The organism is Streptomyces sp. NPDC001532 (assembly GCF_040298625.1).
Taxonomy (GTDB): domain Bacteria; phylum Actinomycetota; class Actinomycetes; order Streptomycetales; family Streptomycetaceae; genus Streptomyces.
Window position 1 is genome coordinate 197,754 of sequence record NZ_JBEPAL010000003.1, and the last position, 25,673, is coordinate 223,426.

The following is a 25,673-nucleotide window of genomic DNA, read 5'->3' on the forward strand; positions in this document are numbered from 1 at the left end:
GAGAGTGCTCGTACTCGTCGCTCCCGGCCAGGGCGCCCAGACGCCCGGCTTCCTGACTCCCTGGCTCGAACTGCCCGGCGCCGCCGACCGTGTCGCCGCGTGGTCGGACGCCATCGGACTGGATCTCGCCCACTACGGCACGAAGGCCGACGCGGACGAGATCCGCGACACCTCCGTCGCCCAGCCGCTGCTGGTCGCCGCCGGCATCCTGTCGGCCGCGGCACTGGGTGACGTGTCCCCCGGCGCCGTCGCGGGCCACAGCGTCGGCGAGATCACCGCGGCGCAGTTCGCCGGTGTCCTCGACGACACCGCCGCGCTGACCCTCGTGCGCAAGCGGGGTCTGGCGATGGCCGAGGCCGCCGCGATCACCGAGACCGGTATGTCGGCGCTGCTCGGCGGCGACCCCGAGGTGAGCGTCGCGCACCTGGAGAAGCTGGGCCTGACCCCGGCGAACGTCAACGGTGCCGGCCAGATCGTCGCCGCGGGCACCCTGGAGCAGCTGGCCGCGCTGAACGAGGACAAGCCCGAGGGCGTCCGTAAGATCGTTCCGCTGAAGGTGGCCGGCGCCTTCCACACGCACCACATGGCTCCCGCGGTCGACAAGCTGGCCGAGGCCGCGCAGGCCCTCACGCCGGCCGACCCGAAGGTCGCCTACGTCTCCAACAAGGACGGGCGGACCGTCGCCACCGGTGACGAGGTCGTCGCCCGGCTGGTCGGCCAGGTCGCCAACCCGGTCCGCTGGGACCTGTGCATGGAGACCTTCAAGGAGCTGGGCGTCACCGCCCTGCTGGAGGTCTGCCCGGGCGGTACTCTCACCGGTCTCGCCAAGCGCGCGCTGCCCGGTGTGAAGACCCTGGCCCTGAAGACCCCCGACGACCTCGACGCGGCCCGCGAGCTCGTCGCAGAGCTGGCCTGAGCCCGAAGGAGCCGACCGAAGCATGTCGAAGATCAAGCCCAGCAAGGGCGCCCCGTACGCCCGCATCCAGGGCGTGGGCGGTTACCGCCCGACCCGCGTGGTGCCCAACGAGGTGATCCTCGAGACGATCGACTCGTCGGACGAGTGGATCCGTTCGCGGTCCGGCATCCAGACGCGGCACTGGGCGAACGACGAGGAGACCGTCGCCGCGATGTCGGTCGAGGCGTCCGGCAAGGCCATCGCGGACGCCGGGATCACCGCCGAGCAGATCGGCGCGGTGATCGTCTCCACCGTCACGCACTTCAAGCAGACCCCGGCCGTCGCGACCGAGATCGCCGACAAGCTCGGCACGAACAAGGCCGCCGCCTTCGACATCTCGGCGGGCTGCGCGGGCTTCGGGTACGGCCTGACGCTCGCCAAGGGCCTGATCGTCGAGGGCAGCGCCGAGTACGTCCTCGTCATCGGCGTGGAGCGGCTGAGCGACCTGACCGACCTGGAGGACCGCGCGACGGCCTTCCTGTTCGGTGACGGCGCCGGCGCGGTCGTCGTCGGTCCCTCGAACGAGCCTGCGATCGGACCCACGATCTGGGGGTCCGAGGGCGACAAGTCCGAGACGATCAAGCAGACCGTGCCGTGGACGGACTACCGCGCGGGTGAGGTCGAGCGCTTCCCGGCGATCACGCAGGAGGGCCAGGCGGTGTTCCGCTGGGCCGTCTTCGAGATGGCCAAGGTCGCCCAGCAGGCGCTGGACGCCGCCGGCATCACCGCCGCCGAGCTGGACGTCTTCATCCCGCACCAGGCCAACGAGCGGATCATCGACTCGATGGTGAAGACTCTCAAGCTGCCGGAGACCGTCAAGGTCGCCCGCGACGTACGCACCACCGGCAACACCTCGGCCGCCTCGATCCCGCTCGCCATGGAGCGGCTTCTGGCGACCGGCGAGGCGAAGAGCGGCGACACCGCGCTCGTCATCGGATTCGGGGCGGGTCTCGTGTACGCCGCCACGGTCGTTACCCTCCCCTAGGCACTCCGTGCCGGATCCTCGCGATCCGATGCGGAATCCACCGCCACACCCTCTGGAAAACAACGAAGGAGCGCCAAGATGGCCGCCACTCAGGAAGAGATCGTCGCCGGTCTCGCCGACATCGTGAACGAGATCGCCGGCATCCCGGTTGAGGACGTCCAGCTGGACAAGTCCTTCACCGACGACCTGGACGTCGACTCGCTGTCCATGGTCGAGGTCGTCGTCGCCGCCGAGGAGCGCTTCGACGTCAAGATCCCCGACGAGGACGTCAAGAACCTCAAGACCGTCGGTGACGCGACCGAGTACATCCTTAAGCACCAGGCCTGATCCTCAAGGCTCGTTGCCTGCCCCGCCACCCGGCGGTGGCGCCGCTGAATCCCTATCTGGAGAAAGAATTCCCGTGAGCCCGACCAATCGCACCGTGGTCGTCACCGGTATCGGCGCAACCACACCGCTGGGTGGCGACGCAGCGTCCACCTGGGAAGGCCTGGTCGCCGGACGTTCCGGCGTCAAGCCCCTCGAACAGGACTGGGCCGCCGACCAGGCGGTCCGCATCGCCGCGCCCGTCGCCGTGGAGCCCACCGAGGTCATCCCTCGGCCGCAGGCCCGCCGACTGGACCGGTCGGCGCAGTTCGCGCTGGTCGCCGCCCAGGAGGCGTGGGCCGACGCGGGCTTCACCGGCAAGGCCGGTGAGGACGGCTCGGTCGACCCCGACCGGCTCGGTGCCGTGATCGCCTCCGGCATCGGCGGTGTGACGACCCTGCTGGACCAGTACGACGTGCTGAAGGAGAAGGGCGTCCGCCGCGTCTCCCCGCACACCGTTCCCATGCTCATGCCGAACGGCCCGTCGGCCAACGTGGGGTTGGCCGTGGGTGCCCGCGCGGGCGTGCACACGCCGGTCTCCGCGTGCGCGTCCGGCGCCGAGGCCATCGGCTACGCCATCGAGATGATCCGCACCGGCCGCGCGGACGTGGTGATCGCCGGCGGTACCGAGGCGGCCATCCACCCGCTGCCCATCGCCGCGTTCGGCAACATGATGGCGATGTCCAAGAACAACGACGACCCGCAGGGCGCGTCCCGGCCGTACGACACGGCCCGTGACGGCTTCGTCCTCGGCGAGGGCGCCGGCGTGATCGTCCTGGAGTCCGCCGAGCACGCCGCCAAGCGCGGGGCCCGGGTGTACGCCGAGGCGGTCGGGCAGGGCATCTCCGCCGACGGCCACGACATCGTGCAGCCGGAGCCCGAGGGCCGCGGCATCGCCCACGCGCTGCACAACCTGCTGGACCGGACCGATCTGGACCCGGCGGAGATCGTGCACGTCAACGCGCACGCGACGTCGACGCCCGCCGGTGACGTGGCCGAGCTGAAGGCGCTGCGCAAGGTCTTCGGCGACGAGGCCGACCACTTCGCGGTGTCGGCGACCAAGTCGATGACCGGTCACCTGCTGGGCGGCGCGGGCGGTGTCGAGTCCGTCGCCACCATCCTCGCGCTGTACCACCGGGTGGCGCCGCCCACCATCAACGTGGACAACCTCGACCCGGAGGCCGAGGCCCACGCGGACATCGTGCGCGGTGAGGCCCGGAAGCTTCCGGTCGACGGGCGGATCGCCGCGCTGAACGACTCGTTCGGTTTCGGCGGCCACAACGTGGTGCTGGCGTTCCGATCGGTGTGACCCCACCGGTCGTGAGAATGGCCCGTCCCCCGGGTGGGGGCGGGCCGTTCGCCGCTCCGGGCACTCCCGGCATTCCGGCGGCATTCGGGGGTTTCTGGGGTTTTCGGATGTTTCGGGCGTTTCGTTAGACCACTTGGTGGAGCCAGCGGACCGGGGCGCCCTCGCCCGCGTATCTGAAGGGTTCCAGTTCGTCGTCCCAGGGCTTGCCGAGGAGCTTGGCGATCTCGGCCTCCAGGTCGGTCTCACCGCTCTGGCTGCGCAGCAGGGCCGCGCGCAGCCGGTCCTCGGGGATGAGGATGTCGCCGTGGATGCCGGTGACGGCGTGGAAGATGCCGAGGTCGGGGGTGCAGCTGTAGCGCTCGCCCTCAGCGGTGGGGCAGGGCTCGGCGGTGACCTCGAAGCGCAGCAGGTGCCAGCCGCGCAGCGCCGACGCCAGCTTGGACGCGGTGCCCGCCTCGCCCTGCCAGGAGAACTCGGAGCGCCAGGTGCCGGGGGCGGCGGGCTGCCGGATCCAGTCGAGGTTGACGCGCGTGCCGAGCACCCCGGCGACGGCCCACTCGACATGCGGGCACAGCGCGCGCGGCGCGGAGTGCACGTACAGAACTCCACGTGTCGTCACCGGGACCTCCGGGCAGAGCGGGACAGGGTGCGGTCGGGCGGGCGGGGGTGGCCGGGCAGGCCACTTGATGGCGAGGCTACCGTGCGGCGGCGCAAGGAGTGTGACGTACCGTCGGTCCCGGTGCCGGGAAAGGTCCGCCATTCACCCGGCAGGACGCCTGTGCGGGTGTGCGCCGTCGCATGAGGTGCGCGGGGAGCCCTCGGACGGTCTCATGGGGTGGGGAACATGACGCGACATCAAGGGTGCCAAGGGAAGGAACAGGGCATGCGGAACCGACGCCACCGCTCTTGGACCGCGCTCGCCGCCTCGGCCGCGGCCGCCGTCCTGGGTGTCACCGGCTGCGACGCCATGGGGGGCGCCTCCTCGGCGCCGCCCGGCAACGAGGCCGGGATGGTGAAGGAGAGTCCGCCGCCCGCCTGGGACTCCACGCCGCGTTCGATCGCCGCCGTCGGCGACTCCATCACCACCGGGTTCAACACCTGCATGGTGCTGGCGGACTGTCCGGAGGTGTCGTGGGCGACCGGCACCAGCCCGGAGGTCGACAGTCTGGCGGTACGGCTGCTGGGGCGGTCCCGGGCGGCCTCGCACAGCTGGAACTACGCGGTCAGCGGAGCGCGGATGGCCGATCTGCCGCGGCAGATGGCGCGGGCGGCGGGCCGGAAGCCGGAACTGGTCACGGTGCTGGCGGGCAGCAACGACGCCTGCCGGTCCTCGACGGACGCGATGACCTCGGTGGCCGACTTCCGCGCCGACTTCCAGGAGGCCCTGGACACCCTGCGCCAGGACGCGCCGAAGGCGCAGGTGTTCGTGGCGAGCGTGCCGGATCTGAAGCGGCTGTGGTCGCAGGGCCGGACCAACGCGCTCGGCAAGCAGGTGTGGAAGCTCGGCATCTGCCCGTCGATGCTGCGCGACGCCGACGACCTGGACGCGGCGGCGAACCTGCGGCGCTCGACGGTGCAGAAGCGGGTGGAGGCGTACAACGAGGTGCTGCGCGAGGAGTGCGCGCAGGACCGGTACTGCCGCTTCGACGGGGAGGCGGTGTACGAGTACCGGTTCGTCACCGCGCAGTTGAGCCCCTGGGACTGGTTCCACCCGAGCAAGAACGGCCAGGCGCGGCTCGCGGAGATCGCGTACCGGGCGGTGACGGCCCGGCAGGCGCCGTCCTGAGCGGGTGACCTAGTGTTCCGCTCATGAATGAACACTTCGGCACACTTCCCGACGGCACGCCGGTGCACCGCTGGACCCTGGAGCGGGCCGGCGTGCGGGTGCGGATCCTCTCGTACGGCGGGATCGTGCAGTCGGTGGAGGCGCCCGGCCGGGACGGCCGGACGGCGAACGTGGTGCTGGGGTTCGACGGTCTGGACGGCTATCTGGAGAATCCGGGCCCCTACCTCGGTGCTCTCATCGGCCGTTACGCCAACCGGATCGCGGGCGCCCGCTTCGAGCTGGACGGGCTGACCTACGCCCTCGCCCCGAACAACGGGCCGAACTCGCTGCACGGCGGTGAGCGCGGCTTCGACCAGCGGGTGTGGCAGGCCGGGCCGGTGGAGCACGGGCTGCGGCTGACCCGGGTGAGCCCGCACGGCGAGGAGGGGTTCCCGGGCCGGCTGACGGTCGCTGTGACCTACTCGCTGGACGCGGACGGCGCGCTGCGGATCCGGTACGAGGCGGTCACGGACGCGCCGACCGTGGTGAACCTGACCAACCACAGCTACTTCAACCTCTCCGGCGGCGCCGGTTCCGGCCCGGCGGGCGGGCATGAGCTGCGGATCGCCGCCGGCCGGTACACACCGGTCGACGAGGATCTGATCCCGACGGGTGTGGCCGAGGTGGCCGGGACCCGGTTCGACTTCCGCAAGCCGCGGGTGACCGGCTCCGGGTACGACCACAACTTCGTGCTGGACAAGGGGGTCACCTCGGCGGCGGAGGAGGTCGCGGAGCTGTACGACCCGGCGTCCGGGCGGGTGCTGACGGTGGCGACCACCGAGCCCGGCCTCCAGCTGTACACCGCGGATCATCTCGACGGCCCGCTCTCGCCCGGCGCGGGCATCGCGCTGGAGACCCAGCACTTCCCCGACTCGCCGAACCGGCCGGAGTTCCCGAGCACGGTGCTGCGGCCGGGCCGGACGTTCCGCTCGGAGACCGTCTACGGGTTCGCCATCCGGGACTGAGACAAGGACGAGCCCCGGCCCGGGGTCAGGTTCCGGGCCGGGGCTGCTCGGCAGGACGAGTCGTCCTTGGTTCAGACGTTAACCGTCGCGGTGATCCTGCGGTCGGCGATCGAGCGCCCCGCCTGGACTTCGTACGAACCCTTCACAAACGACCAGGTGCCGGCCGTCTCGTCCCAGATCTCGAAGGCCCGGCGCGGGATCTCGATCACGGCCTCGGCGGTCTCGCCGGGGGCCGCCTCGACGACCGCGAACCCGGCCAGCCAGCGCGCCGGGCGCTCGGCGTCCGCCTCGACGGGGGCCAGGTAGACCTGGACGACCTCGCGGCCGGGGCGCTCGCCGGTGTTGCGCACCCGCACCTTCACCGTCGCCCCGTCGACCTCGACGGAGTCGTAGGCCCAGGTGGTGTAGCCGAGGCCGTGGCCGAAGGGATAGGCGGGGGTGCGGCCGGCCCGGTCCCAGGCGCGGTAGCCGATGAAGACGCCCTCCGAGTAGGGCAGCTCGCCGTCCCGCGGCACGACCTGGGTGACGGGGGCGTCCTCGAGGCTGCCCCAGGTGCTGGGGAGGCGTCCGCCGGGCTCGTGGGCGCCCGTGAGGACGTCCGCCAGGGCCGCGCCGCCCTCCTGGCCCGGGAACCAGGTCAGCAGCACCGCGGCGACCTCCTCGCGCCACGGCAGTTCCACCGGGGAGCCGGCGTTGACGACCACCACGGTGTTCGGATTGACGGCGGCCACGGCGCGGACCAGGTCGTCCTGGCGGCCGGGCAGCCGCAGGTCGGTGCGGTCGAAGCCCTCGGACTCGACGCGCTCGGTGGTGGCGACCACCACGACGGCGGTGTCGGCGGCGCGGGCCGCCTCGACCGCCTCGGCGATCAGCTCGTCGGGGTCGCGCTGCGGCTCCTGGTGGGCGAGGGCGAAGCCGACGACCCGCATCGGGATGCCCTCGGGCAGGTGGACCAGGTACAGCAGGGAGACGGTGACCTCGCGCCCCGCGGTGAGTTCGGCCCGGCCCTGGGGGACGGGGGCGCCGAAGAAGGCCTCGAAGGGGTCGTCCTTGGGGGGCCGCTGGACGTCGTCGTAGAGGGTGGTGCCGTCGACGGTGAGGGTGAAGGCGCCCATGCCCTTGATGCCGAAGGTGTGCGTGCCGGTCTCGCGCGGGGTGAAGGTGCCGGTCAGTTCGACGGTGTGCAGCCGGTCGTGGGTGACGCCGTCGGGGAGGTCGTCGCCCATCCACTGGACCTGTCCGTTGGGTGCCGAGGCGGTGCCGATGACCTCGCCGTTCTCGTCGCGGCAGATCGCGCGCAGCGTGAAGCCGGTGTCGGCGACGGCGAGTTCGGTGTTCGGGTCGGCGCCGACGGCGTAGCTGAGGCCGCCTTCGGGGAGGGCGGCGGTGAGGCCGTCGAGCGGGGAGACGGTCCGGGCCGGGAAGACGGTGGCGGAGCCGCCGCCGAGGACCCGGGCGTCGCGGGCGGCGGCGCCGGAGAGGGCGACCGTGCCGGGCCTGAGCGGCAGCGCGCCCTCGTTGCGGACCAGGACGAAGGAGCGGCGGGCGATCTCGCGGGCCAGGGCCTCGCCGTCCACCTCGGCGGGCGGCTCGGTGACGGCCGGCGCCGCGCCGTCCAGGACGCCGACGCGGGCGGCGAGCCGCAGCACGTTGCGAACGGCGTCGTCGACCGCGGACTCCTTGACCCGGCCGGCGCGGACGGCCTCGGCGAGGGCGGGGCCGTAGACGGTCTCGGGGCCCGGCATGGCGATGTCGAGGCCGCCGTCGAGTGCGCCGGCGGTGTCGCGGGCGGCGGTCCAGTCGGAGACGTTGACGCCGTCGAAGCCCCACTCGCCGCGCAGCACCTCGTTCACCAGGTGATGGTGCTCGGTCATGGTGGTGCCGTTGACCGAGTTGTAGGCGGTCATGATGCCCCAGGGGTGGGCGTTCTCGACGATCGCCTCGAAGGGGGCCAGGTACAGCTCGCGCAGGGCGCGGGCGCCGATCACGTTGTTCACGGTGAAGCGGTCGGTCTCGGCGTCGTTGGCGACGAAGTGCTTCACGGTGGTGCCGACGCCGCCGGACTGGACGCCCGTCACATAGCCGGAGCCGATCCGGCCGGTGAGGTACGGGTCCTCGCTGTAGGCCTCGAAGTGCCGGCCGCCGAGCGGTGAGCGGTGCAGGTTGACGGTGGGCGCGAGCAGCAGGTGGACGCCTTTGCGGCGGGCCTCCTGGGCGAGGAGGGTGCCGGCGCGGCGGGCCAGCTCCGGGTCCCAGGTGGCGGCGAGGGCGGTCGGCGAGGGCAGCGCGATCGACGGGTCGTCGGCGGTCCAGCGCACCCCGCGGACCCCGACCGGGCCGTCCGACATCACCAGGGAGCCCAGGCCGATCTCGGGCAGCGCGGGCAGCGTCCACGCGTCCTGGCCGGCCAGCAGCCGGGTCTTGGCGTCCAGGTCGAGAGCGGCGAGGGCCGCTTCGACGGCCGCGTCCTGGGATGCCGGGGTTTCCGCCATGGCGGTGCCTCCTCGTTGAGTCCGTGCGGGATCCGTGCGGGTCCGTGCGGTGTCCGGGTCGGTGCGGACGTCTCCCATCGTGCACGCATTACCTGTAGACCGGTAGGTTTCGTTACCTTGACGTTATATCGAGGGGTGGGTGATGTCGTACGGTGACGACATGAGCGCGAGGGTCAGGAGTGCGGAACGGCGGGCCGAGATAGTCCGGGCCGCGCTGGAGGTGATCGCCGAGCGCGGCTACCGGGGCGCCAGCATGGCGGCCGTCGCGGAGCGCGTCGGGCTCACCCAGCAGGGCCTGCTGCACTACTTCCCGACGAAGGACGCGCTGCTCGTCGCCGTGCTGGAGGAGCGCGACCGCTGGGACGCCGTCCCCGCCCGCACCTGGCGGACGGATCTGCTGGTCTCGCTCGTCGAGTACAACGCGATGCGTCCCGGCATCATCCAGACCTTCTCGGCGCTGCTCGGCGAGAGCGTCACCGAGGGTCATCCGGCGCGCGGCTACTTCTCCGAGCGCTACGCCCGGGTGCGCGAGAGCATGGCGCGGATGCTGCGCGATGAGTACGGCGAGCGCCTGCCGAACGGACTGACCCCCGAGCGCACCGCTCCCCTGCTGGTCGCCGTGATGGACGGCCTCCAGTACCAGTGGCTGCTGGACCCGGAGTCGGTGGACATGCCGGGGGCGTTCCGGGACTTCCTCGCGCTGCTCGGTGAGGATCCGTCACCGCCGTCGCACGGCACGGCGTAGACCACACCCGTCACGGGGAGACTTCCGCCGTCCCGCAGCACGCATTCCACGGCGACGGAAGGACCTGAACTGCCGTGACTGTCTCGCGTTTACGGATCGGCGCCCTCCTCGGACTGGCGCTCGCGACCGCCCTCACCACCCCCGCCGGGGCCGCCCCCGCGACCGCCGCCGAGACGGTCGAGGAACAGCGGCTTGACCGCGCGGCCCCGCAGGAGATCCTGCGCCGCTCCGGATTCGACGACGCGGCCCCGCGGTTGGCCGGGGCGCTCGACGCGGCGGACTCCTACGCGCGGGCCCGCGCCGCGGTCGTCCGCGAGGGGTCGGCGCTGTGGCGGCGGGCGGTGGACCGGGCGCAGGGGCGCGGGCCCGCCGCCGGCGACCTGAGCCGGGACGACGACCGGCCGCTGTACTGGGCACGGCTCGCGATGAGCCGGGAAGTGCGGTCCTGGCAGCCGGAGTCCGGGCTGACGGAGTCCGGGCGGGCGGCGCTGCTGGAGGCGCTGGAGCGGACCTCGCGCGGGCAGAGCGATCTGCGGTATCCGCACGGCAAGGGCCTGAAGCGGGTCCTGGTGACCGGCTTCGACCCGTTCACGCTGGACCGGGACGTGCGCATCTCCAACCCGTCCGGCGCGACCGCGCTCGCCCTCGACGGCACCGTGATCCAGACGGCGGACGGTCCGGCACGGGTGGAGACCGCCGTCTTCCCGGTGCGCTGGCGGGACTTCACGCAAGGGACGGTGGAGCGGACGCTGCGGCCGCACCTGCCCCGGATCGACCTGTTCGCGACGGTGAGCCAGGGCCGGGTCGGCCGGTTCGACATCGAGCGCACCAACGGGGCCTGGCGGGGCGGCTTCGCCGACAACGAGAACGCCGGCCGCGCGGAGACCGTCCCCGTCACCGACCCGGCGAGCCGGCCGCAGTGGACGTCGACGACCCTGCCGTACGGGGCCGTCGTGGCGGCGGACACCGGCCGCTTCCCGGTGTACGACAACACCTCGGTGACCGAGATCCCGGCGGGAGGGAGCACGCCCGTGGTGCGGCCGGACGGGCCCACCCCCGGCTCGACGGCGCGGGCCGGCGGCGGCGGGGACTACCTGTCCAACGAGATCGCCTACCGGGCGACGCTGCTGCGGGACCGCCTGGGCCTGCGGGAGACGCTGCCGGGCGGCCATGTGCACACGCCGGTGCTCCAGTTCGGCGCCGGGAACACCACCGAGGTCACCGACCCCGAGTTCGTGCGGAACCGGCTGGACATCGTCGCCCAGGTGCGGGAGATCCTGACGGTGGCCGTCGGCGCGGCGGGACGCGGGCGGGGCTGATCCGGGGGCCGGTCCGCGGGCGGGCGGCTCAGAGGTGGGCGTCCTGCTCGCGGGGGCCGGCGGCGGTGTCCCGCTCGACGGTCTCCTCGCCGCGCAGGTCGCGGGCGAGCAGGGTGGCGCCCGCGACCGCGCCGGGCATCAGGAAGACCGCCACGAACGGGATCAGGAAGGTGACGGCGAGCGGGGTGCCGAAGCCCCAGATCAGCGTCTTGCGGGAGCGCAGCAGGGCGAGGCGGTCGCGCAGGTCGACGTCGCGGCGCTGGAGGGCGACGGCGGTCAGCTCCTCGGTGAGGAAGAAGCCGGTCACGAAGAAGCCGATCACCGGGACGGCCGTCTGCCCGGCCACCGGGATGAATCCGAGCGCGAACAGCAGCACGCCCCAGAGCGCGGCGCGGACGACGATCCGCAGGCTGTCGCGGCCGGAGATCCACAGCTCCCGCAGGAGCGGCAGGTCCGACTCGGGGGCGGTGCCGTCCGGGGAGACGTCCCGGTCGACCGCCTCCGACAGGCTCTCGTAGAAGGGCTGGCCGATCAGCAGGGTCACCGCGGTGAAGGTGATCACGGCGAGCAGCAGTGACAGCGCGAACAGGACGACGGTCAGCAGGCCGCGGAAGAGTCCGAGCCACGGGCTGGACCAGTCGTCCGCGAAGGGCGTCGCCCAGGCGACGAAGTCGGTGCCCCACAGCGCGAGCGCGGTGAGCGCGGCCGCGTAGAGCACCAGAGTGATCAGTCCGGGCAGCAGCCCGAAGCCGAACTGCCTGCCGTGCCGGGCCACCCATCGCTGGCCCTTGATCAGATAGCCGAAGCCCACCCCAAGATCACGCATGGGGGAACTCTAGCCGTCCGGCGGCTACCGGGGCCCGGTCTCCGACTCCACCATCCGCCGCAGCAGATCCCGCAGCGCCAGCCGCTCCTGCTCGCCGAGCGCCGCCAGCGGCTCGCGGGCGAAGTGCAGGGAGTCACGCATGTTCCGGGCGACGCGGCGGCCCTCGTCGGTCACGGCGGCGACCTTCACCCGGCGGTCCGCGGGGTCGGGACGGCGTTCGACCAGGCCGCGGGCCTCCAGGCGGTCGACGATGCCGGTGACGTTCGACGGCTCGCACTTGAGCTTGTGGGCCAGCTTGCGCATGGGCAGCGGGTCCAGGGAGAGCAGGGCGAGGAGCTTGGCCTGGGCGGCGGTGAGGGCGTGCCCGGCGGCGGCCTCCTCGAACTCCTCGTGGTAGCGGGCCACGACCGCGCCGATGAGGTCGACGACCTCCAGGGTGAGGTCGTCGGGGCGGCGGGAGGGGTACGCGGTGGCCATGACACTCAGATTACCGGCTTGCTTGACATCCTGAAATATTCAGGAGCATGGTTGTTTCAGGTAGTGAAACATTTCGAAAGGTTCAGGTTCCGATGTCGGACACCCCCGCACTCCCCACCGTCAACCGCGAATGGCACCTGCTCAGCCGCCCGGTCGGCTGGCCCCAGGACGGGGACTTCGCCCTGGTCGAGGCCGAGGTCCCGACCCCGCGCGAGGGCCAGGTGCTGGTACGGAACCGCTACCTCTCGGTGGACCCGTACATGCGCGGCCGGATGAGCGCCGCCAAGTCCTACGTCGCCCCCTTCGAGCTGGGCAAGGTCATGCAGGGCGGCGCGGTCGGCGAGGTCGTGGCCTCCAACGCCGAGGGCTTCGCCGTCGGCGACCACGTGCTGCACTTCCTCGGCTGGCGCGAGTACGCCGCCGTGAGCGCCGAGCACGCCGTCAAGGTCGACGCGAACGCGGCACCCCTGTCCACCTACCTCGGCGTCCTCGGCATGACCGGCCTCACCGCCTACGCCGGCCTGCTGCGCACCGCCGCCTTCAAGGAGGGCGACAGCGTCTTCGTCTCCGGCGCGGCGGGTGCCGTCGGCAGCCAGGTGGGCCAGATCGCCAAGCTCAAGGGCGCCTCCCGGGTGATCGGCTCGGCCGGGTCCGACGAGAAGGTGAAGCTGCTGGTCGAGGAGTACGGCTTCGACGCCGCCTTCAACTACAAGAGCGGCCCGGTCTCCGAGCAGCTGCGCGAGGCCGCGCCCGACGGCGTCGACGTGTACTTCGACAACGTCGGCGGCGACCACCTGGAGGCGGCCATCGGCTCCCTCAACCAGGGCGGCCGGATCGCCGTCTGCGGGATGATCTCGGTCTACAACAACACCGAGCCCGCCCCCGGCCCGCGGAACCTGGCCCGGCTGATCCAGACCCGCGGCCGGATCGAGGGCTTCCTGGTCGGCGACCACTACGACCTCCAGCCGCAGTTCGTCCAGGAGGTCGGCCCGTGGGTCGCCTCGGGCGCGCTGAAGTACCGCGAGACGGTCGTCGAGGGCATCGAGAACAACCTGGAGGCCTTCCTCGGCGTCCTGCGCGGCGACAACACCGGGAAGATGATCGTCAAGCTTTAGGCTTCATTCGCTTTCCGGTATGCGGTAACTTCTTTCCGAAAACCGTCGGCGATCGTGGGCGCGAGTCGCGGCGGACCGAGGAGGAAGACCACCGCATGAGCATTCAGCAGTCGGACGTCCTGTACACCGCCGTCGCCACCGCCGAGAACGGCCGCGACGGCCGGGTCGCCACCGACGACGGCAAGCTCGACGTCGTCGTGAACCCGCCGAAGGAGATGGGCGGCAGCGGCGCCGGCACCAACCCGGAGCAGCTGTTCGCCGCCGGCTACAGCGCCTGCTTCCAGGGCGCGCTCGGTGTCGTCGCCCGCCAGGAGCAGGCCGACATCTCGGGCTCGACCGTCACCGCGAAGGTCGGCATCGGCAAGAACGACGAGGGCTTCGGGCTGATCGTGGAGATCTCCGCGAGCATCCCGAACGTCGACGCGGAGACGGCCCGCGGCCTGCTCAAGAAGGCCCACGAGGTCTGCCCCTACTCCAAGGCGACCCGGGGCAACATCAGCGTGACGCTGGTCTGACCCGGTTTCGCCGGCCACGACGAAGGCCGCACCCCCGGACGCGGGGTGCGGCCTTCGCGCGCGCCAGACGGCCGGCGCCGCCGTGCGCACCGCCCGGACCAGCTCCTCGTCCTCCGGCGCCGCCCCGCCCGGGAAGGTGAAACGGCGCCTGGTACAGCCGTAGGCCGGGACGCCGCGCGGGGCGGCGAAGGCCTGCGAGCCGCTCGCGCCGCTGTGGCCGAAGGCACCGGCGCCCAGGAACGGGTACGCGAAGCCCGCCGTGGCATGGAAGCCGAGCCCGGACGCCTTGTGCGTGCGCGGCACCAGGTCGTGGCCGACCGGGTGGATCTGCCCGAACTCGGCGACGGTGCCGGGCTTCAGCAGCGGCGGCCGGCCGTCGGTCCCGCTGATCGCCGCCGCGTACATCCCGGCGAGCCCGCGGGCCGCGGCCGCACCGCCCGCCGACGCCGGCCCCTTGGCCCGCACCTGACGGGAGTCGGGGTGGTCCGCCGGCTCGCTCGGGTTCGGCACAAGGGCGTGGAACGCGATCGAGGTCCGTGGTGAGGACGAGGGCGGTGAACCGGACGGGCCTGTTCGACTCACGCGCGACAAGGGGGACTTGCCGCTCGGGCGCGTCAGAGGTGTCGGGCGCGTCAGGCGCTCAGGTGCACCACCACAGGAAGCGGTCGCACGTCTCGGACGGGGAGGGCTCCGGGTCCGGGGCGGAGGTGGTGGGGTCCGCCGTGGTGGTGGGGGCCGGATCGGGCGGCGGCGGGGCCTCGGTGGTGGCGGTGGGGGCGGGGTTCGCGGGCGCGTTCGTCGTGGCCGACTGGGGGGACTTCGAGGGGGACGCGGACGCCTCCGGGTCGTCCGAGGCGCCGGAGCCGGACGGGGACGGGGAGGCCGAGCCGGAGGGAGAGGCCGAGCCGGAGGCGGTTTCCGTGCCGGTGCCGGAGCCGGGCACGGAGACGGCGGAGAGCGGGTCCGCCGTCTCGTCCGCCTCCTGCGAGGTGCCGCCGTCCGGGGAGGTGTCGCCGGCCGCCGCGGGGGCGGGGGCCGGCAACACGGCGTCCATGCCGAGTTCGGCGAGGCTCAGACCGCCGGCCGCCAGGGCGAAACCGGCGGTGACCAGCAGCACCCGGCGGCGGCGCCGGCGGTGCGCGGCGGCCTTGCGGTCGCGACGGCTCGACTCCGGCTGCCGGGCGCGCCGGGCGGCGGCCCGGCCGGGGCGCTCGGCGTCCGGACCGGGCGCGGGCGACGGCTCATGGCCGCCGTCGGGGTGTGCGTCGTCCTCGTCCGCGTACGGGCGGAGCTGTTCGACCGGTGTGCCGCACCCCGGGCAGGCGAGGGCGCCGTTCAGGTGCCGTCGGCACGGGTGGCAGTAGTCCATGACGCGGGAAGGTTAAGTTCCGCGCCGGTCACGTTCCTAGTCGCGGCTGTGAATGTTCTGTGGGGAACGGGCCGTTCCGCCACCGCGCGTCGGGGACAGTCTCCGCATCCCTCCCCCATCGTCCGAAAGCCGCTTTCGCTGCGAGTTTCGAAAGCCGCTTCGAAACTGCCGAAACTGTTATCCGTTCGACCCATTGACACCCCCACCGCCGCGTCCTTACTGTCACGCCAGCATTTCGAACGAGTGACGAAATCTCGAACAGAACCGACGTTCACGAGGGGCAACTGCCGTGCGCATCACCGGAATCAGCACACACGTGGTCGGGACGCCGTGGCGCAACCTGACCTACGTACAGGTGCACACCGACGAGGGCATCACCGGAGTCGGCGAGACCCGGATGCTGGGACACACCGACGCCCTCCTCGGCTACCTGAGGGAAGCCGAGGCCAACCACATTCTCGGTTCCGACCCGTTCGCCGTGGAAGACCTCGTGAAGAGGATGAAGTACGGCGACTACGGCCGGGCCGGCGAGATCGTGATGTCCGGGATCGCCGTCATCGAGATGGCCTGCTGGGACATCAAGGGCAAGGCGCTGGGCGTGCCGGTCTGGCAGCTGCTCGGCGGCAAGGTGACCGACAAGGTCAAGGCGTACGCCAACGGCTGGTACACCACCGAGCGCACGCCGGAGGCCTACCACAAGGCCGCCCAGGGGGTCATGGAGCGCGGGTACCGGGCGCTCAAGATCGACCCCTTCGGCACCGGCCACTACGAGCTGGACCACCAGGAGACCCTGTACGCCGTCTCCCTCATCGAGGCCGTCCGCGACGCCATCGGCCCGGACGCCGAGCTGATGCTGGAGATGCACGGGCGCTTCTCGCCCGCCACCGCCGTCCGGCTGGCCAAGGAGCTGGCGCCGTTCAAGCCGGCCTGGCTGGAGGAGCCCTGCCCGCCGGAGAACCTGAGGGCGCTGGAGAAGGTCGCCGCCAAGGTCGACATCCCGGTCGCCACCGGTGAGCGCATCCACGACCGCATCGAGTTCCGCGAGCTGTTCGAGAACCAGGCGGTGGACATCATCCAGCCCGACGTCGGCCACATCGGCGGCATCTGGGAGACCCGGAAGCTCGCCGCGACCGCCGAGACCCACTACATGCTGGTCGCGCCGCACAACGTCGGCGGCTCGGTGCTCACCGCCGCCTCCCTCCAGGTCGGCTTCACCTCGCCGAACTTCAAGATCCTGGAGCACTTCAACGACTTCGCCGACGCGGAGATCAAGAAGGTGGTCAAGGGCGCCCCGCAGGTGAACCCGGAGGACGGCTGCTTCCACCTCTCCGACGCCCCCGGCCTCGGTGTGGAGCTGGACGTCGACGCCGCCGCCGAGTTCCCGCAGCAGCAGGCCCGGTTCGACCTGTGGGCCGAGGGCTGGGAGCAGCGCAAGCCCAAGGGCACCCAGTGAGCACCGCGGTCGTCGTCGACTCCCCGGGCCGGCACCGGCTGGTGGAGCACACCCCGCGTCGTCCCGAGGCCGGGGAGGCGCTGGTGCGGGTGCACGCGGTGGGGATCTGCGGCAGCGACCGCGAGGTGTACCAGGGCAACCGGCCCGAGGCGTACGTCCGCTATCCGCTGACCCCGGGCCACGAGTGGTCGGGGACGGTGGAGGCGGTCGGCGCCGGGGTGCCGGAGAGCCTGGTGGGCCGCAAGGTCGTCGGCGAGGGGTTCCGCAACTGCCAGGTGTGCCATCGCTGCCACGCGGGCGAGACCACCCTGTGCACGGACGGCTACGAGGAGACCGGCTTCACCCAGCCGGGCGCGATGGCCGCCACCCTCACCCTCCCGGCCCGGCTGCTGCACGTGCTGCCCGAGGACGCGGACCTGACCGCCGCCGCCCTGCTGGAGCCGGCCGCCTGTATCGCGGCCGCCGCCCTGAAGGCGAACGCGCGGCCGGGTGAGCGGGTCGCGGTGGTGGGCACCGGCACCCTCGGCATGTTCGCCGTGCAGTTCCTGCGCGCCGGTTCGCCGGCCGAGCTGCTGGTGGTGGGCACCCGGCGGGACCGCGAGGGGCTGTCCCGGCAGTTCGGGGCGACCGACTTCCGGACCAAGGACCAGGAGCTGCCGGGCGACTTCGACGTCGTCATCGAGACGGCCGGGTCGGCGGACGCCGCGCGGATCTCGGCGGGCCTGCTGCGGCGCGGCGGCCGGCTGGTGCTGACGGGCATTCCGGCGCCGGGCGCGCAAGGACTGGACCCGACCGATCTCGTCGTGCGGCAGCTGGAGGTGCACACCGTCTTCGGCGCACCGCCGGACGCCTGGTCGCACACGGTGCGGGTGTTCGCGGCCGGGCTCCTCGACCCGGTGCCGCTGGTCACGCACGAGCTGCCGCTCGCCGAGTTCTCGCAGGCCATCGAGTTGGTGGGGGCCGGCGACCCGAAGGTGGGCAAGGTGCTGCTGCGTCCCTGACCGTACGCCGGTACGGGGGCGACCTGACGGCCTCCGTACCGGCGTACTCCCCAGCCTCGTACGCCATGAGACGCGAACCTCGTCCGAAATACCGAACACGAAGGACAGCTTGTGACCGACGCTTCCGCCACGGCAGCCCGTCGACCCGGTGAGCAGGCGCTCGCCGCCCTCGGTCTGGGCGCGCCCACCCTCGACCCCGCCGACGCCTCGCCGCACACCTTCCCCGGCGGCGGCCGCTGGCGCACCGAGATCCCCTCGTGCGAGGGTCCCGAGGCGCTGGCGGTGGTGCTCAAGGAGTCCTCCCGCCTCGATGTGCCGATCCACCGGATCAGCCAGGGCAGCGGTGTGTGGATGCTCACCGACGCCGAGATCACCGAGATGGTCGAGGCCACCGCCGAACGGGACATCGAGCTCTGCCTGTTCACCGGCCCGCGCGGCACCTGGGACATCGGCGGCTCCACCCGCACCGACTCGCGCGGCGCCGGACTGCGGGCCCGCGGCCACGACGCGGTCGCCGGCTGCGTCGAGGACGCCGTACGCGCCACCGAGCTGGGCGTGAAGTGCCTGCTCGTCGCCGACGAGGGCGTGCTGTGGACGCTGCACCGGGCGCGGCAGGCCGGGATCGTCCCCGCCGACACCACGCTGAAGGTCTCGGCGCTGATCGGCCCCGTCAACCCGGCCGCGTACGCGGTGTACGAGCGCCTGGGCGCCGACTCCGTCAACGTGCCCAGCGATCTGACGCTGGACCACCTCACCGAGATCCGCCGGGTCTCCGGCGCACCCATGGACATGTACATCGAGGCCCCGGACGACCTCGGCGGCTACATCCGGATGTACGAGGTCGCCGAGCTGATCCGGCGCGGCGCCCCGCTGTACCTGAAGTTCGGCCTCTCCAAGGCTCCCGGGATCTACCCGTACGGCACCCACATGCGGGACCTGACCCTGGACACCGCCCGGGAGCGGGTGCGGCGCGGCCGCCTCGCCCTGGACCTGCTCGCCCGGCACGGGGCGGACGGCGAGATGGCGCCGCTCGGCTCCCGGCTCCCCGGCGACCTGCACCGCTTCCCCACCAGCTCGCCCCAGGCGTGATCCCTCTCAACGACGAGAAGAACAAGGACTGATCCCATGCGCAACCGCAGAGCCGCACTCGCCGCCATGGCCACCGTCGCCTCCCTCGCCCTCACCCTGACCGCCTGCGGGCAGGACAGCGAGGGCGGCAGCGAGCAGAAGCCGGGGTCCTCCGAGGGCGCCACCATCGGCATCGCGATGCCGACCAAGTCCTCCGAGCGCTGGATAGCCGACGGCAAGAACGTCGTGGAGAACCTGGAGTCCAAGGGGTACAAGACCAAGCTGGTCTACGGCGAGGACGACCCGGACCAGCAGGTCTCGCAGATCGAGAACCTGATCACGCAGGACGTGAAGGCGCTGATCGTCGCCGCCATCGACAACAAGTCGATGAACAACGTCCTCCAGCAGGCCAAGGACGCGGGCATCCCCGTCATCTCCTACGACCGCCTCATCCTCGGCACCGAGGACGTCGACTACTACGCGTCCTTCGACAACGAGAAGGTCGGCGAGCTCCAGGGCACCTACATCGTCGAGCAGCTGGGCCTGAAGGACGGCAGCGAGAAGGGCCCCTTCAACATCGAGCTGTTCGCCGGCTCCAACGACGACAACAACACCCGCTACTTCTTCCAGGGCGCCATGAACGTCCTCCAGCCCTACATCGACAAGAAGCAGCTCGTCGTCAAGTCCGGCCAGACCGAGCTGACCCAGGTCACCACCCTGCGCTGGGACGGCGCCACGGCGCAGCGCCGCATGGACGACATCCTCACCAAGTCGTACAAGAGCGACCGCGTCGACGCCGTGCTCTCGCCCTACGACGGCATCTCCATCGGCATCCTCTCCGCGCTGAAGTCGGACGGCTACGGCTCCAAGGACAAGCCGCTGCCGGTCGTCACCGGCCAGGACGCCGAGGTCGCCTCGGTGAAGTCGATCATCGCCGGCGAGCAGTCCATGACCGTCTACAAGGACACCCGCGAACTCGCCAAGGTGGCCTCGAACATGGTCGACGCGGTGCTCAACGACAAGAAGCCCGAGGTCAACGACACCAAGACCTATGACAACGGTGCCAAGGTCGTGCCCGCCTACCTGCTGGAGCCGGTGAGCGTCGACAAGTCCAACTACAAGGAGACGGTCGTCGACTCCGGCTACATCAAGGAAAGCGACCTCAACTGACCGCCGTACTCTGAGTGATTGGAAGGCACGACCATGGCGGGACCCGTCCTGGAAATGCGCTCGATCGTCAAGACCTTTCCCGGCGTCAAGGCGCTGTCGGACGTCACCCTGACCGTCCGGCAGGGCGAGGTCCACGCCATCTGCGGGGAGAACGGCGCCGGCAAGTCGACCCTGATGAAGGTCCTCTCCGGCGTCCATCCGCACGGCAGCTACGAAGGGGAGGTCCTCTTCGAGGGAGAGGTCTGCCGGTTCAAGGACATCCGGGCGAGCGAGCAGCACGGCGTCGTCATCATCCACCAGGAACTGGCGCTGGTGCCGTTCCTGTCCATAGCGGAGAACATCTTCCTGGGCAACGAGCACGCCAGGCGCGGGCTCATCGACTGGAACGAGACCCTGCGGCACGCCACCGAGCTGCTGCGCCGGGTCGGTCTCACCGACCACCCGGAGACCCGCGTCGCCGACATCGGCGTGGGCAAGCAGCAGCTCGTGGAGATCGCCAAGGCGCTGTCCAAGAAGGTGAAGCTGCTCATCCTCGACGAGCCGACCGCGGCGCTCAACGACGAGGACAGCGACAAGCTCCTCGATCTCATCCTGGAGCTGAAGAACCAGGGCATCACCTCGATCATCATCTCCCACAAGCTGAACGAGATCCGCAAGGTCGCCGACTCGGTGACGATCATCCGGGACGGCAGGTCGATCGAGACCCTCGACGTGCGCGACCCGGGCACCACCGAGGACCGGATCATCAGCGGCATGGTCGGCCGCGACCTCGACCACCGCTTCCCCGAGCGCACCCCGCACGAGGCGGAGGCGGGCGCGGCCCCGGCGCTGGAGATCCGCAACTGGACCGTGCACCACCCCATCGACCAGCAGCGCAAGGTGGTCGACGATGTGTCGATCCAGGTGCGGCGCGGGGAGATCGTCGGGATCGCGGGCCTGATGGGCGCGGGCCGCACCGAACTCGCGATGAGCGTCTTCGGCCGGACCTACGGCCGGCACGCGGGCGGCACCGTGCTCAAGGACGGCACGGAGATCCGTACGAAGACGGTCGCCGAGGCGGTACGCCACGGCATCGCCTACGTCACCGAGGACCGCAAGCACTACGGCCTGAACCTGATCGACACCATCAACCGCAACATCTCGCTGACCGCGCTCGCCAAGGTCGCGCGGCGGGGCGTCGTCGACGAGCACGAGGAGCGCCGGGTCGCCGAGGGCTACCGCAAGTCGATGAACATCAAGGCGCCGACGGTGTTCGAGCCGGTCGGCAAGCTGTCCGGCGGCAACCAGCAGAAGGTCGTCCTCAGCAAGTGGATCTTCGCCGGTCCCGATGTGCTGATCCTGGACGAGCCGACGCGCGGTATCGACGTCGGCGCCAAATTCGAGATCTACACGGTCATCGACAAGCTGGCCGCCGAGGGCAAGGCGGTCGTCTTCATCTCGTCCGAGCTGCCGGAGCTGCTCGGCATGTGCGACCGCATCTACACGATGGCCGCGGGGCGGCTGACCGGTGAGTTCTCGCGTGCCGAGGCCACGCAGGAATCGCTGATGCGTCAGATGACGAAGGACAAAGAGGTAACGCGATGAGCACGGAAGTGACCGCCAAGAGCCCGGCGCCGGCGCCGCCGGGCAAGTCCGCAGCGGCCGGCGGCGGCCTGCTCCAGCTGGTGCTGGACGGACTGCGCCGCAACATGCGCCAGTACGGCATGCTGATCGCCCTCGGCCTGATCGTCGCCTTCTTCACGATCACCACCGACGGCGACCTGCTGCTGCCGCGCAACGTCTCCAACCTGGTCCTGCAGAACAGCTACATCCTGATCCTCGCGATCGGCATGATGCTGGTGATCATCGCGGGGCACATCGATCTGTCGGTCGGTTCGCTGACCGCGTTCGTGGGCGCGTTCGCGGCCGTGCTGACCGTGCAGCACGACATCGCGTGGCCGGTCGCCGTGGTGCTGTGCCTGATCGCCGGCGCGGTCGCCGGTGCGGCGCAGGGCTTCCTCATCGCGTATCTCGGCATACCGTCGTTCATCGTCACCCTCGCCGGGATGCTGGTCTTCCGCGGGGTGACGGAGATCCTGCTGGAGGGCCAGACCCTCGGCCCGTTCCCCGACGGCCTGCAGAAGATGGGCAACGGCTTCCTGCCCGAGGTGGGCCCGGAGACCAACTACCACAACATCACCCTGCTGCTGGGCTTCGCCCTGATCGCCTTCGTGGTCCTCCAGGAGCTGCGCGACCGGCGGCGCCAGCAGGAGTTCGCGCTGGAGGTGGTGCCGCGCAACCTCTTCCTGCTGAAGCTGGTCGCCATCGTCGCGGCGCTGCTCACGGTCACCCTGCTGCTGGCCAGCTACAAGGGCGCGCCGATCATCCTGCTGGTGCTGGGCGCGCTGGTGGTCGGCTACGGCTACCTGATGCGCAACGCCGTCTTCGGCCGGCACATCTACGCCATCGGCGGCAACCTTCCGGCGGCGAAGCTGTCCGGAGTGAAGGACAGGAAGGTCACCTTCCTGGTCTTCCTGAACATGGGCGTGCTCGCGGCCCTGGCCGGACTGGCGATCGCCGCCCGGCTCAACGCGGCCTCACCGAAGGCGGGCCTGAACTACGAACTCGAGGCGATCGCCTCGGCGTTCATCGGCGGCGCGTCCATGAGCGGCGGTGTCGGCACCGTCCTCGGCGCGATCATCGGCGGTCTCGTCCTCGGTGTGCTGAACAACGGCATGAACCTCCTCAGCGTCGGCACCGACTGGCAGCAGGTCATCAAGGGACTCGCCCTGCTGGCCGCGGTCGGGTTCGACGTGTGGAACAAGCGCAAGTCCGGTTCGTAGTCAGCTCGGGCCCCGCCATGTGGCGGGGCCCGTCTCCATTTCCCTCGCAGGAGCCGCACATGGACATGAGCAGACGCACCGTCATCGCCGGGGCAGCCGCCGCCGGTGTCACCGCCGCGACGATCGGCACCGCGCACGCCAAGGGCGGCGGCGGACCGGTGAAGGAGGTCTTCGGCAGGCTCGCGGACGGCACGAAGGTCCACCGCTGGTCGCTTCAGAACGGCGGCACCCGGCTGAAGGTGCTCTCCTACGGCGGGATCGTGCAGTCCCTGGAACTGCCCGACCGTCGCGGCCGGTACGCGAACGTCTCGCTGGGCTTCGACAACGTCGAGGACTACGTCGCCTCCAGCCCCTACTTCGGCGCGCTGATCGGCCGCTACGGCAACCGCATCGCCAAGGGCCGCTTCACCCTGGACGGCAAGCAGCACCAGCTGTCCGTCAACGACGGCGAGAACAGCCTGCACGGCGGCGCGCAGGGCTTCGACAAGCGGGTGTGGGACGTCGAGCCCTTCACCAAGGGCTCCGATGTGGGCCTGCGCCTGTACTACACCAGCGTCGACGGCGAGATGGGCTACCCCGGCACCCTGAAGACCGCGGTGACCTACACCCTCACCCGCGCCGGTGACTGGCGGATCGACTACGAGGCCACCACGGACAAGCCGACCGTCTGCAACCTCACCAGCCATGTCTACTTCAACCTGGCCGGCGAGGGCAGCGGCACGATCTACGACCACGAGCTGAGGATCGCCGCCTCCCGCTACACCCCCGTCGACTCCGGCCTGATCCCCACCGGCGAGCTGGCCCCGGTCGCGGGCACCCCGTTCGACTTCCGCCGGACCAAGACGGTCGGCGAGGACATCCGCGTCGGTCACCAGCAGCTGCTGTACGGCCAGGGCATCGACCACAACTGGGTCCTGGACAAGGGCATCACCGCCCGGCCCGAGCACATCGCGACCCTGCGCGACCCCGCCTCCGGCCGCACCATGAAGATCGCGACGACCGAGCCGGGCCTGCAGTTCTACTCCGGCAACTTCCTCGACGGCACCCTGGTCGGCTCCGGCGGCGCGATCTACCGGCAGGGCGACGCGCTCTGCCTGGAGACCCAGCACTTCCCGGACGCCCCGAACCAGCCGTCGTTCCCCTCCACCGAGCTGCGGCCGGGACAGGTCTACCGCTCGACGACGGTGCACTCGTTCAGCGCGTGAACGCACGCTTTCTCCACATGAGTTGAACACCGCCTCAGGCGCCTCCGTATCCATGGGTGGCCCGCGCTCCCCCGCGCGGGCCACCCATCGACGGAGGTTCCCGTGGCTGACAACGTCACCTCGCTGTTCCGCAGCGCCGTCGCGCACAGCCCGTCGATGGCGGCGCTGACGCGGCAGGGCGGCGGCGACGGGGCCGGGCCGCTGGACTTCTGCATCCCGTGCAACCCGTACTTCCCCACCCCGGCGATGTTCGACGAGATGGCGGCCCGGCTGCGGGACATCATCACGTACTACCCGAGCAGCGCCGACACCATCACCGCCGAACTGTGCGGTCTGCTCCAGCTGCCACCGCAGTGCGTGGCCATGGGCAACGGCTCCACCGAGCTGATCACCTGGATCGACCACCTCCTGGTCCGCGAGTCGCTGGCCGTTCCGGTGCCCACCTTCGGCCGCTGGACCGACCAGCCCATGGAGACCGGCAAGCGGGTCGACATGTTCCCGCTCCAGGAGTCCACCGGCTTCGCCCTCGACCTGGCGCAGTACGCCGAGTTCATCCGGGCGCGCGGCACCCGGGTCGCCGTGCTCTGCAACCCCAACAACCCCGACGGCGGCTACCTCCACCGGCACTCGGTGGTGCAGTTCATGGACGCCATGGCCGACCGGGACCTGGTCGTCGTCGACGAGTCGTTCCTGGAGTTCTGCGACGCCGAGACCGAGCCCAGCGTCGTCCAGGAGGCGATGATCCGGCCCAACGTCATCGTGCTGCGCAGCCTCGGCAAGAACTTCGGACTGCACGGCATCCGCTTCGGCTATCTGGTAGCCAACCCGGCGCTGGCCGGCAAGGTCCGCTCGATGCTGCCCAAGTGGAACCTCAACTCCTTCGCCGAGCACGTGGTGTTCATGCTGAAGGAGCACGGGCCGGAGTACGTCCAGAGCCTCCAGCAGGTGCGCCGTGACCGCCTGGACATGGCGGGCCGGCTCTCCTCGCTGCCCGGCCTCACCGTCTACCCCTCACAGGGGAACTTCCTCTTCGTCCGCCTTCCCGTGGGCGCCGAGGGCACCGTGGTCCGGGACCGGCTGCTCACCGAGCACCGCATCCTGGTCCGCGAGTGCGGCAACAAGATCGGTTCGTCCAGCCGCTTCCTGCGGCTCGTGGTGCGCCCCCAGGTCGACGTGCGTCGCCTGGTGTCCGGCCTGGAACAGGTGCTCTACGGGACCAGGAGGGGAGCCGCCGTGCCCGAGCTGGGCACCGGGACCAGCTACAGCTCGGGCACGGCGGCGGTGGACCGGCTGGTGGGGGCGACGAACGGGGCGGGCTTGCAGGGCCTCACCGCCGGTCTGAACACGGGTGCGGGCATGCCGCTGCCGGCGGCGCAGCCCATGCCCCAACCGGCCCCGCAGCCGGTCCCCCAGCCCGTCCCGCAGCCCGTCCCCCAGCCCGCGCCGCAGCCGTTCCCCCAGCCGGTGCCGCAGCCGGCCGCCGCCCAGGCGGTGCCGGTCCCGGCGGCCGCGGCGCTCCCCGTCGGCCCCACCCCGCCCGGCGTGCCCGCGCGCGGCGGCCTCACCGCCGCCCAGGTCAGGGGCACCGACGGCCTCACCCCGGCCCCGGCGACGGGCTGGCCCACCCCGGGCGGCTGGCCGAGCACACCCGGAATGGGCCAGACGGGCTGACCGCCGGTCCGCGGCGCCGGTCC

At 71.4% G+C, this 25,673-nt stretch carries 23 protein-coding genes and 1 pseudogene; 18 read left to right on the plus strand and 6 right to left on the minus strand.

All coding sequences use genetic code 11. The features are described from left to right. Positions 1-4 precede the first annotated feature (4 nt). The 4 genes from ABT232_RS05330 to fabF all read left to right on the plus strand — a co-directional run bounded on the left by ABT232_RS05330 (position 5) and on the right by fabF (position 3,612). On the plus strand, positions 5-916 hold the full coding sequence (locus tag ABT232_RS05330; protein ID WP_351836132.1) for an ACP S-malonyltransferase: 912 nt from the start codon (positions 5-7) through the stop codon (positions 914-916). A 22-nt stretch (positions 917-938) separates the two neighbouring features. After that, entirely contained in the window at positions 939-1,940 is a 1,002-nt protein-coding gene (locus ABT232_RS05335) for a ketoacyl-ACP synthase III (RefSeq protein ID WP_351836135.1), read from the plus strand. 78 nt (positions 1,941-2,018) lie between these two features. Next, entirely contained in the window at positions 2,019-2,267 is a 249-nt protein-coding gene (locus ABT232_RS05340; RefSeq protein WP_043500565.1) for an acyl carrier protein, read from the plus strand. Between the two features lie 73 nt (positions 2,268-2,340). Continuing rightward, positions 2,341-3,612, plus strand: coding sequence for a beta-ketoacyl-ACP synthase II (gene fabF / locus ABT232_RS05345; RefSeq protein ID WP_351836138.1), 1,272 nt, complete (start codon positions 2,341-2,343; stop codon positions 3,610-3,612). 124 nt (positions 3,613-3,736) lie between these two features. Here fabF and ABT232_RS05350 read toward each other — a convergent pair whose 3' ends face one another. Further along, complete coding sequence (locus ABT232_RS05350) at positions 3,737-4,231, minus strand: DUF3145 domain-containing protein (RefSeq protein WP_351836141.1); 495 nt, start codon at positions 4,229-4,231, stop codon at positions 3,737-3,739. 264 nt (positions 4,232-4,495) lie between these two features. Here ABT232_RS05350 and ABT232_RS05355 point away from each other — a divergent pair, with 264 nt between their 5' ends. Both ABT232_RS05355 and ABT232_RS05360 read left to right on the plus strand, forming a co-directional pair. Further along, positions 4,496-5,398 (plus strand): SGNH/GDSL hydrolase family protein, encoded by a 903-nt coding sequence (locus tag ABT232_RS05355; protein WP_351836143.1) that lies wholly within the window; start codon positions 4,496-4,498, stop codon positions 5,396-5,398. Positions 5,399-5,421: 23 nt separating this feature from the next. Then, entirely contained in the window at positions 5,422-6,402 is a 981-nt protein-coding gene (locus tag ABT232_RS05360) for an aldose epimerase family protein (protein WP_351836145.1), read from the plus strand. Positions 6,403-6,473: 71 nt separating this feature from the next. On the opposite strand, the gene ABT232_RS05365 is transcribed toward ABT232_RS05360, so the two are convergent. Beyond that, positions 6,474-8,894 (minus strand): glycoside hydrolase family 3 protein, encoded by a 2,421-nt coding sequence (locus ABT232_RS05365; RefSeq protein WP_351836147.1) that lies wholly within the window; start codon positions 8,892-8,894, stop codon positions 6,474-6,476. 142 nt (positions 8,895-9,036) lie between these two features. Here ABT232_RS05365 and ABT232_RS05370 point away from each other — a divergent pair, with 142 nt between their 5' ends. Both ABT232_RS05370 and ABT232_RS05375 read left to right on the plus strand, forming a co-directional pair. Further along, positions 9,037-9,639, plus strand: a complete 603-nt coding sequence (locus tag ABT232_RS05370) for a TetR/AcrR family transcriptional regulator (RefSeq protein WP_351836149.1) — start codon at positions 9,037-9,039, stop codon at positions 9,637-9,639. A gap of 74 nt (positions 9,640-9,713) precedes the next feature. After that, positions 9,714-10,958 (plus strand): pyroglutamyl-peptidase I, encoded by a 1,245-nt coding sequence (locus tag ABT232_RS05375; RefSeq protein WP_351836151.1) that lies wholly within the window; start codon positions 9,714-9,716, stop codon positions 10,956-10,958. A 28-nt stretch (positions 10,959-10,986) separates the two neighbouring features. On the opposite strand, the gene ABT232_RS05380 is transcribed toward ABT232_RS05375, so the two are convergent. Both ABT232_RS05380 and ABT232_RS05385 read right to left on the minus strand, forming a co-directional pair. Further along, positions 10,987-11,784, minus strand: a complete 798-nt coding sequence (locus ABT232_RS05380; protein ID WP_351836153.1) for an EI24 domain-containing protein — start codon at positions 11,782-11,784, stop codon at positions 10,987-10,989. A 24-nt stretch (positions 11,785-11,808) separates the two neighbouring features. Then, on the minus strand, positions 11,809-12,261 hold the full coding sequence (locus ABT232_RS05385; RefSeq protein WP_351836155.1) for a MarR family winged helix-turn-helix transcriptional regulator: 453 nt from the start codon (positions 12,259-12,261) through the stop codon (positions 11,809-11,811). A 92-nt stretch (positions 12,262-12,353) separates the two neighbouring features. Here ABT232_RS05385 and ABT232_RS05390 point away from each other — a divergent pair, with 92 nt between their 5' ends. Beyond that, positions 12,354-13,376, plus strand: a complete 1,023-nt coding sequence (locus ABT232_RS05390) for an NADP-dependent oxidoreductase (protein WP_351836157.1) — start codon at positions 12,354-12,356, stop codon at positions 13,374-13,376. 95 nt (positions 13,377-13,471) lie between these two features. Further along, on the plus strand, positions 13,472-13,891 hold the full coding sequence (locus tag ABT232_RS05395; RefSeq protein ID WP_351836159.1) for an organic hydroperoxide resistance protein: 420 nt from the start codon (positions 13,472-13,474) through the stop codon (positions 13,889-13,891). A 69-nt stretch (positions 13,892-13,960) separates the two neighbouring features. Here the strand turns inward: ABT232_RS05395 and ABT232_RS05400 are convergent. Next, a pseudogene (locus ABT232_RS05400) lies at positions 13,961-14,425 on the minus strand (EstA family serine hydrolase); the annotation flags it as partial. 106 nt (positions 14,426-14,531) lie between these two features. Then, positions 14,532-15,260 (minus strand): SCO2400 family protein, encoded by a 729-nt coding sequence (locus ABT232_RS05405; RefSeq protein WP_351836162.1) that lies wholly within the window; start codon positions 15,258-15,260, stop codon positions 14,532-14,534. A 289-nt stretch (positions 15,261-15,549) separates the two neighbouring features. Between ABT232_RS05405 and ABT232_RS05410 the strand changes: the two genes are divergently transcribed. The 8 genes from ABT232_RS05410 (at position 15,550) to ABT232_RS05445 (ending at position 25,650) form a co-directional block, all read left to right on the plus strand. Then, entirely contained in the window at positions 15,550-16,713 is a 1,164-nt protein-coding gene (locus ABT232_RS05410) for a mandelate racemase/muconate lactonizing enzyme family protein (protein ID WP_351836164.1), read from the plus strand. After that, positions 16,710-17,714 (plus strand): zinc-dependent alcohol dehydrogenase, encoded by a 1,005-nt coding sequence (locus ABT232_RS05415; protein WP_351836167.1) that lies wholly within the window; start codon positions 16,710-16,712, stop codon positions 17,712-17,714. The genes ABT232_RS05410 and ABT232_RS05415 overlap by 4 nt, the downstream gene beginning before the upstream one ends. A gap of 111 nt (positions 17,715-17,825) precedes the next feature. Beyond that, positions 17,826-18,803, plus strand: coding sequence for a glycosyltransferase family protein (locus tag ABT232_RS05420; protein WP_351836169.1), 978 nt, complete (start codon positions 17,826-17,828; stop codon positions 18,801-18,803). A 36-nt stretch (positions 18,804-18,839) separates the two neighbouring features. Then, positions 18,840-19,952 (plus strand): multiple monosaccharide ABC transporter substrate-binding protein, encoded by a 1,113-nt coding sequence (gene chvE / locus ABT232_RS05425; RefSeq protein ID WP_351836170.1) that lies wholly within the window; start codon positions 18,840-18,842, stop codon positions 19,950-19,952. A gap of 33 nt (positions 19,953-19,985) precedes the next feature. After that, positions 19,986-21,536, plus strand: coding sequence for a multiple monosaccharide ABC transporter ATP-binding protein (gene mmsA / locus ABT232_RS05430; RefSeq protein WP_351836171.1), 1,551 nt, complete (start codon positions 19,986-19,988; stop codon positions 21,534-21,536). Then, positions 21,533-22,774: a multiple monosaccharide ABC transporter permease gene (gene mmsB / locus ABT232_RS05435; protein ID WP_351836173.1), complete on the plus strand. Its 1,242-nt coding sequence runs from the start codon at positions 21,533-21,535 to the stop codon at positions 22,772-22,774. Before mmsA ends, mmsB begins: the two co-directional genes overlap by 4 nt. Before the next feature lie 59 nt (positions 22,775-22,833). Continuing rightward, a complete protein-coding gene (locus tag ABT232_RS05440) occupies positions 22,834-23,979 on the plus strand; it encodes an aldose epimerase family protein (RefSeq protein WP_351836176.1) in 1,146 nt (381 codons plus the stop codon). A gap of 102 nt (positions 23,980-24,081) precedes the next feature. Beyond that, a complete protein-coding gene (locus ABT232_RS05445; RefSeq protein WP_351836179.1) occupies positions 24,082-25,650 on the plus strand; it encodes a pyridoxal phosphate-dependent aminotransferase in 1,569 nt (522 codons plus the stop codon). The last annotated feature ends 23 nt before the right edge of the window (positions 25,651-25,673 follow it).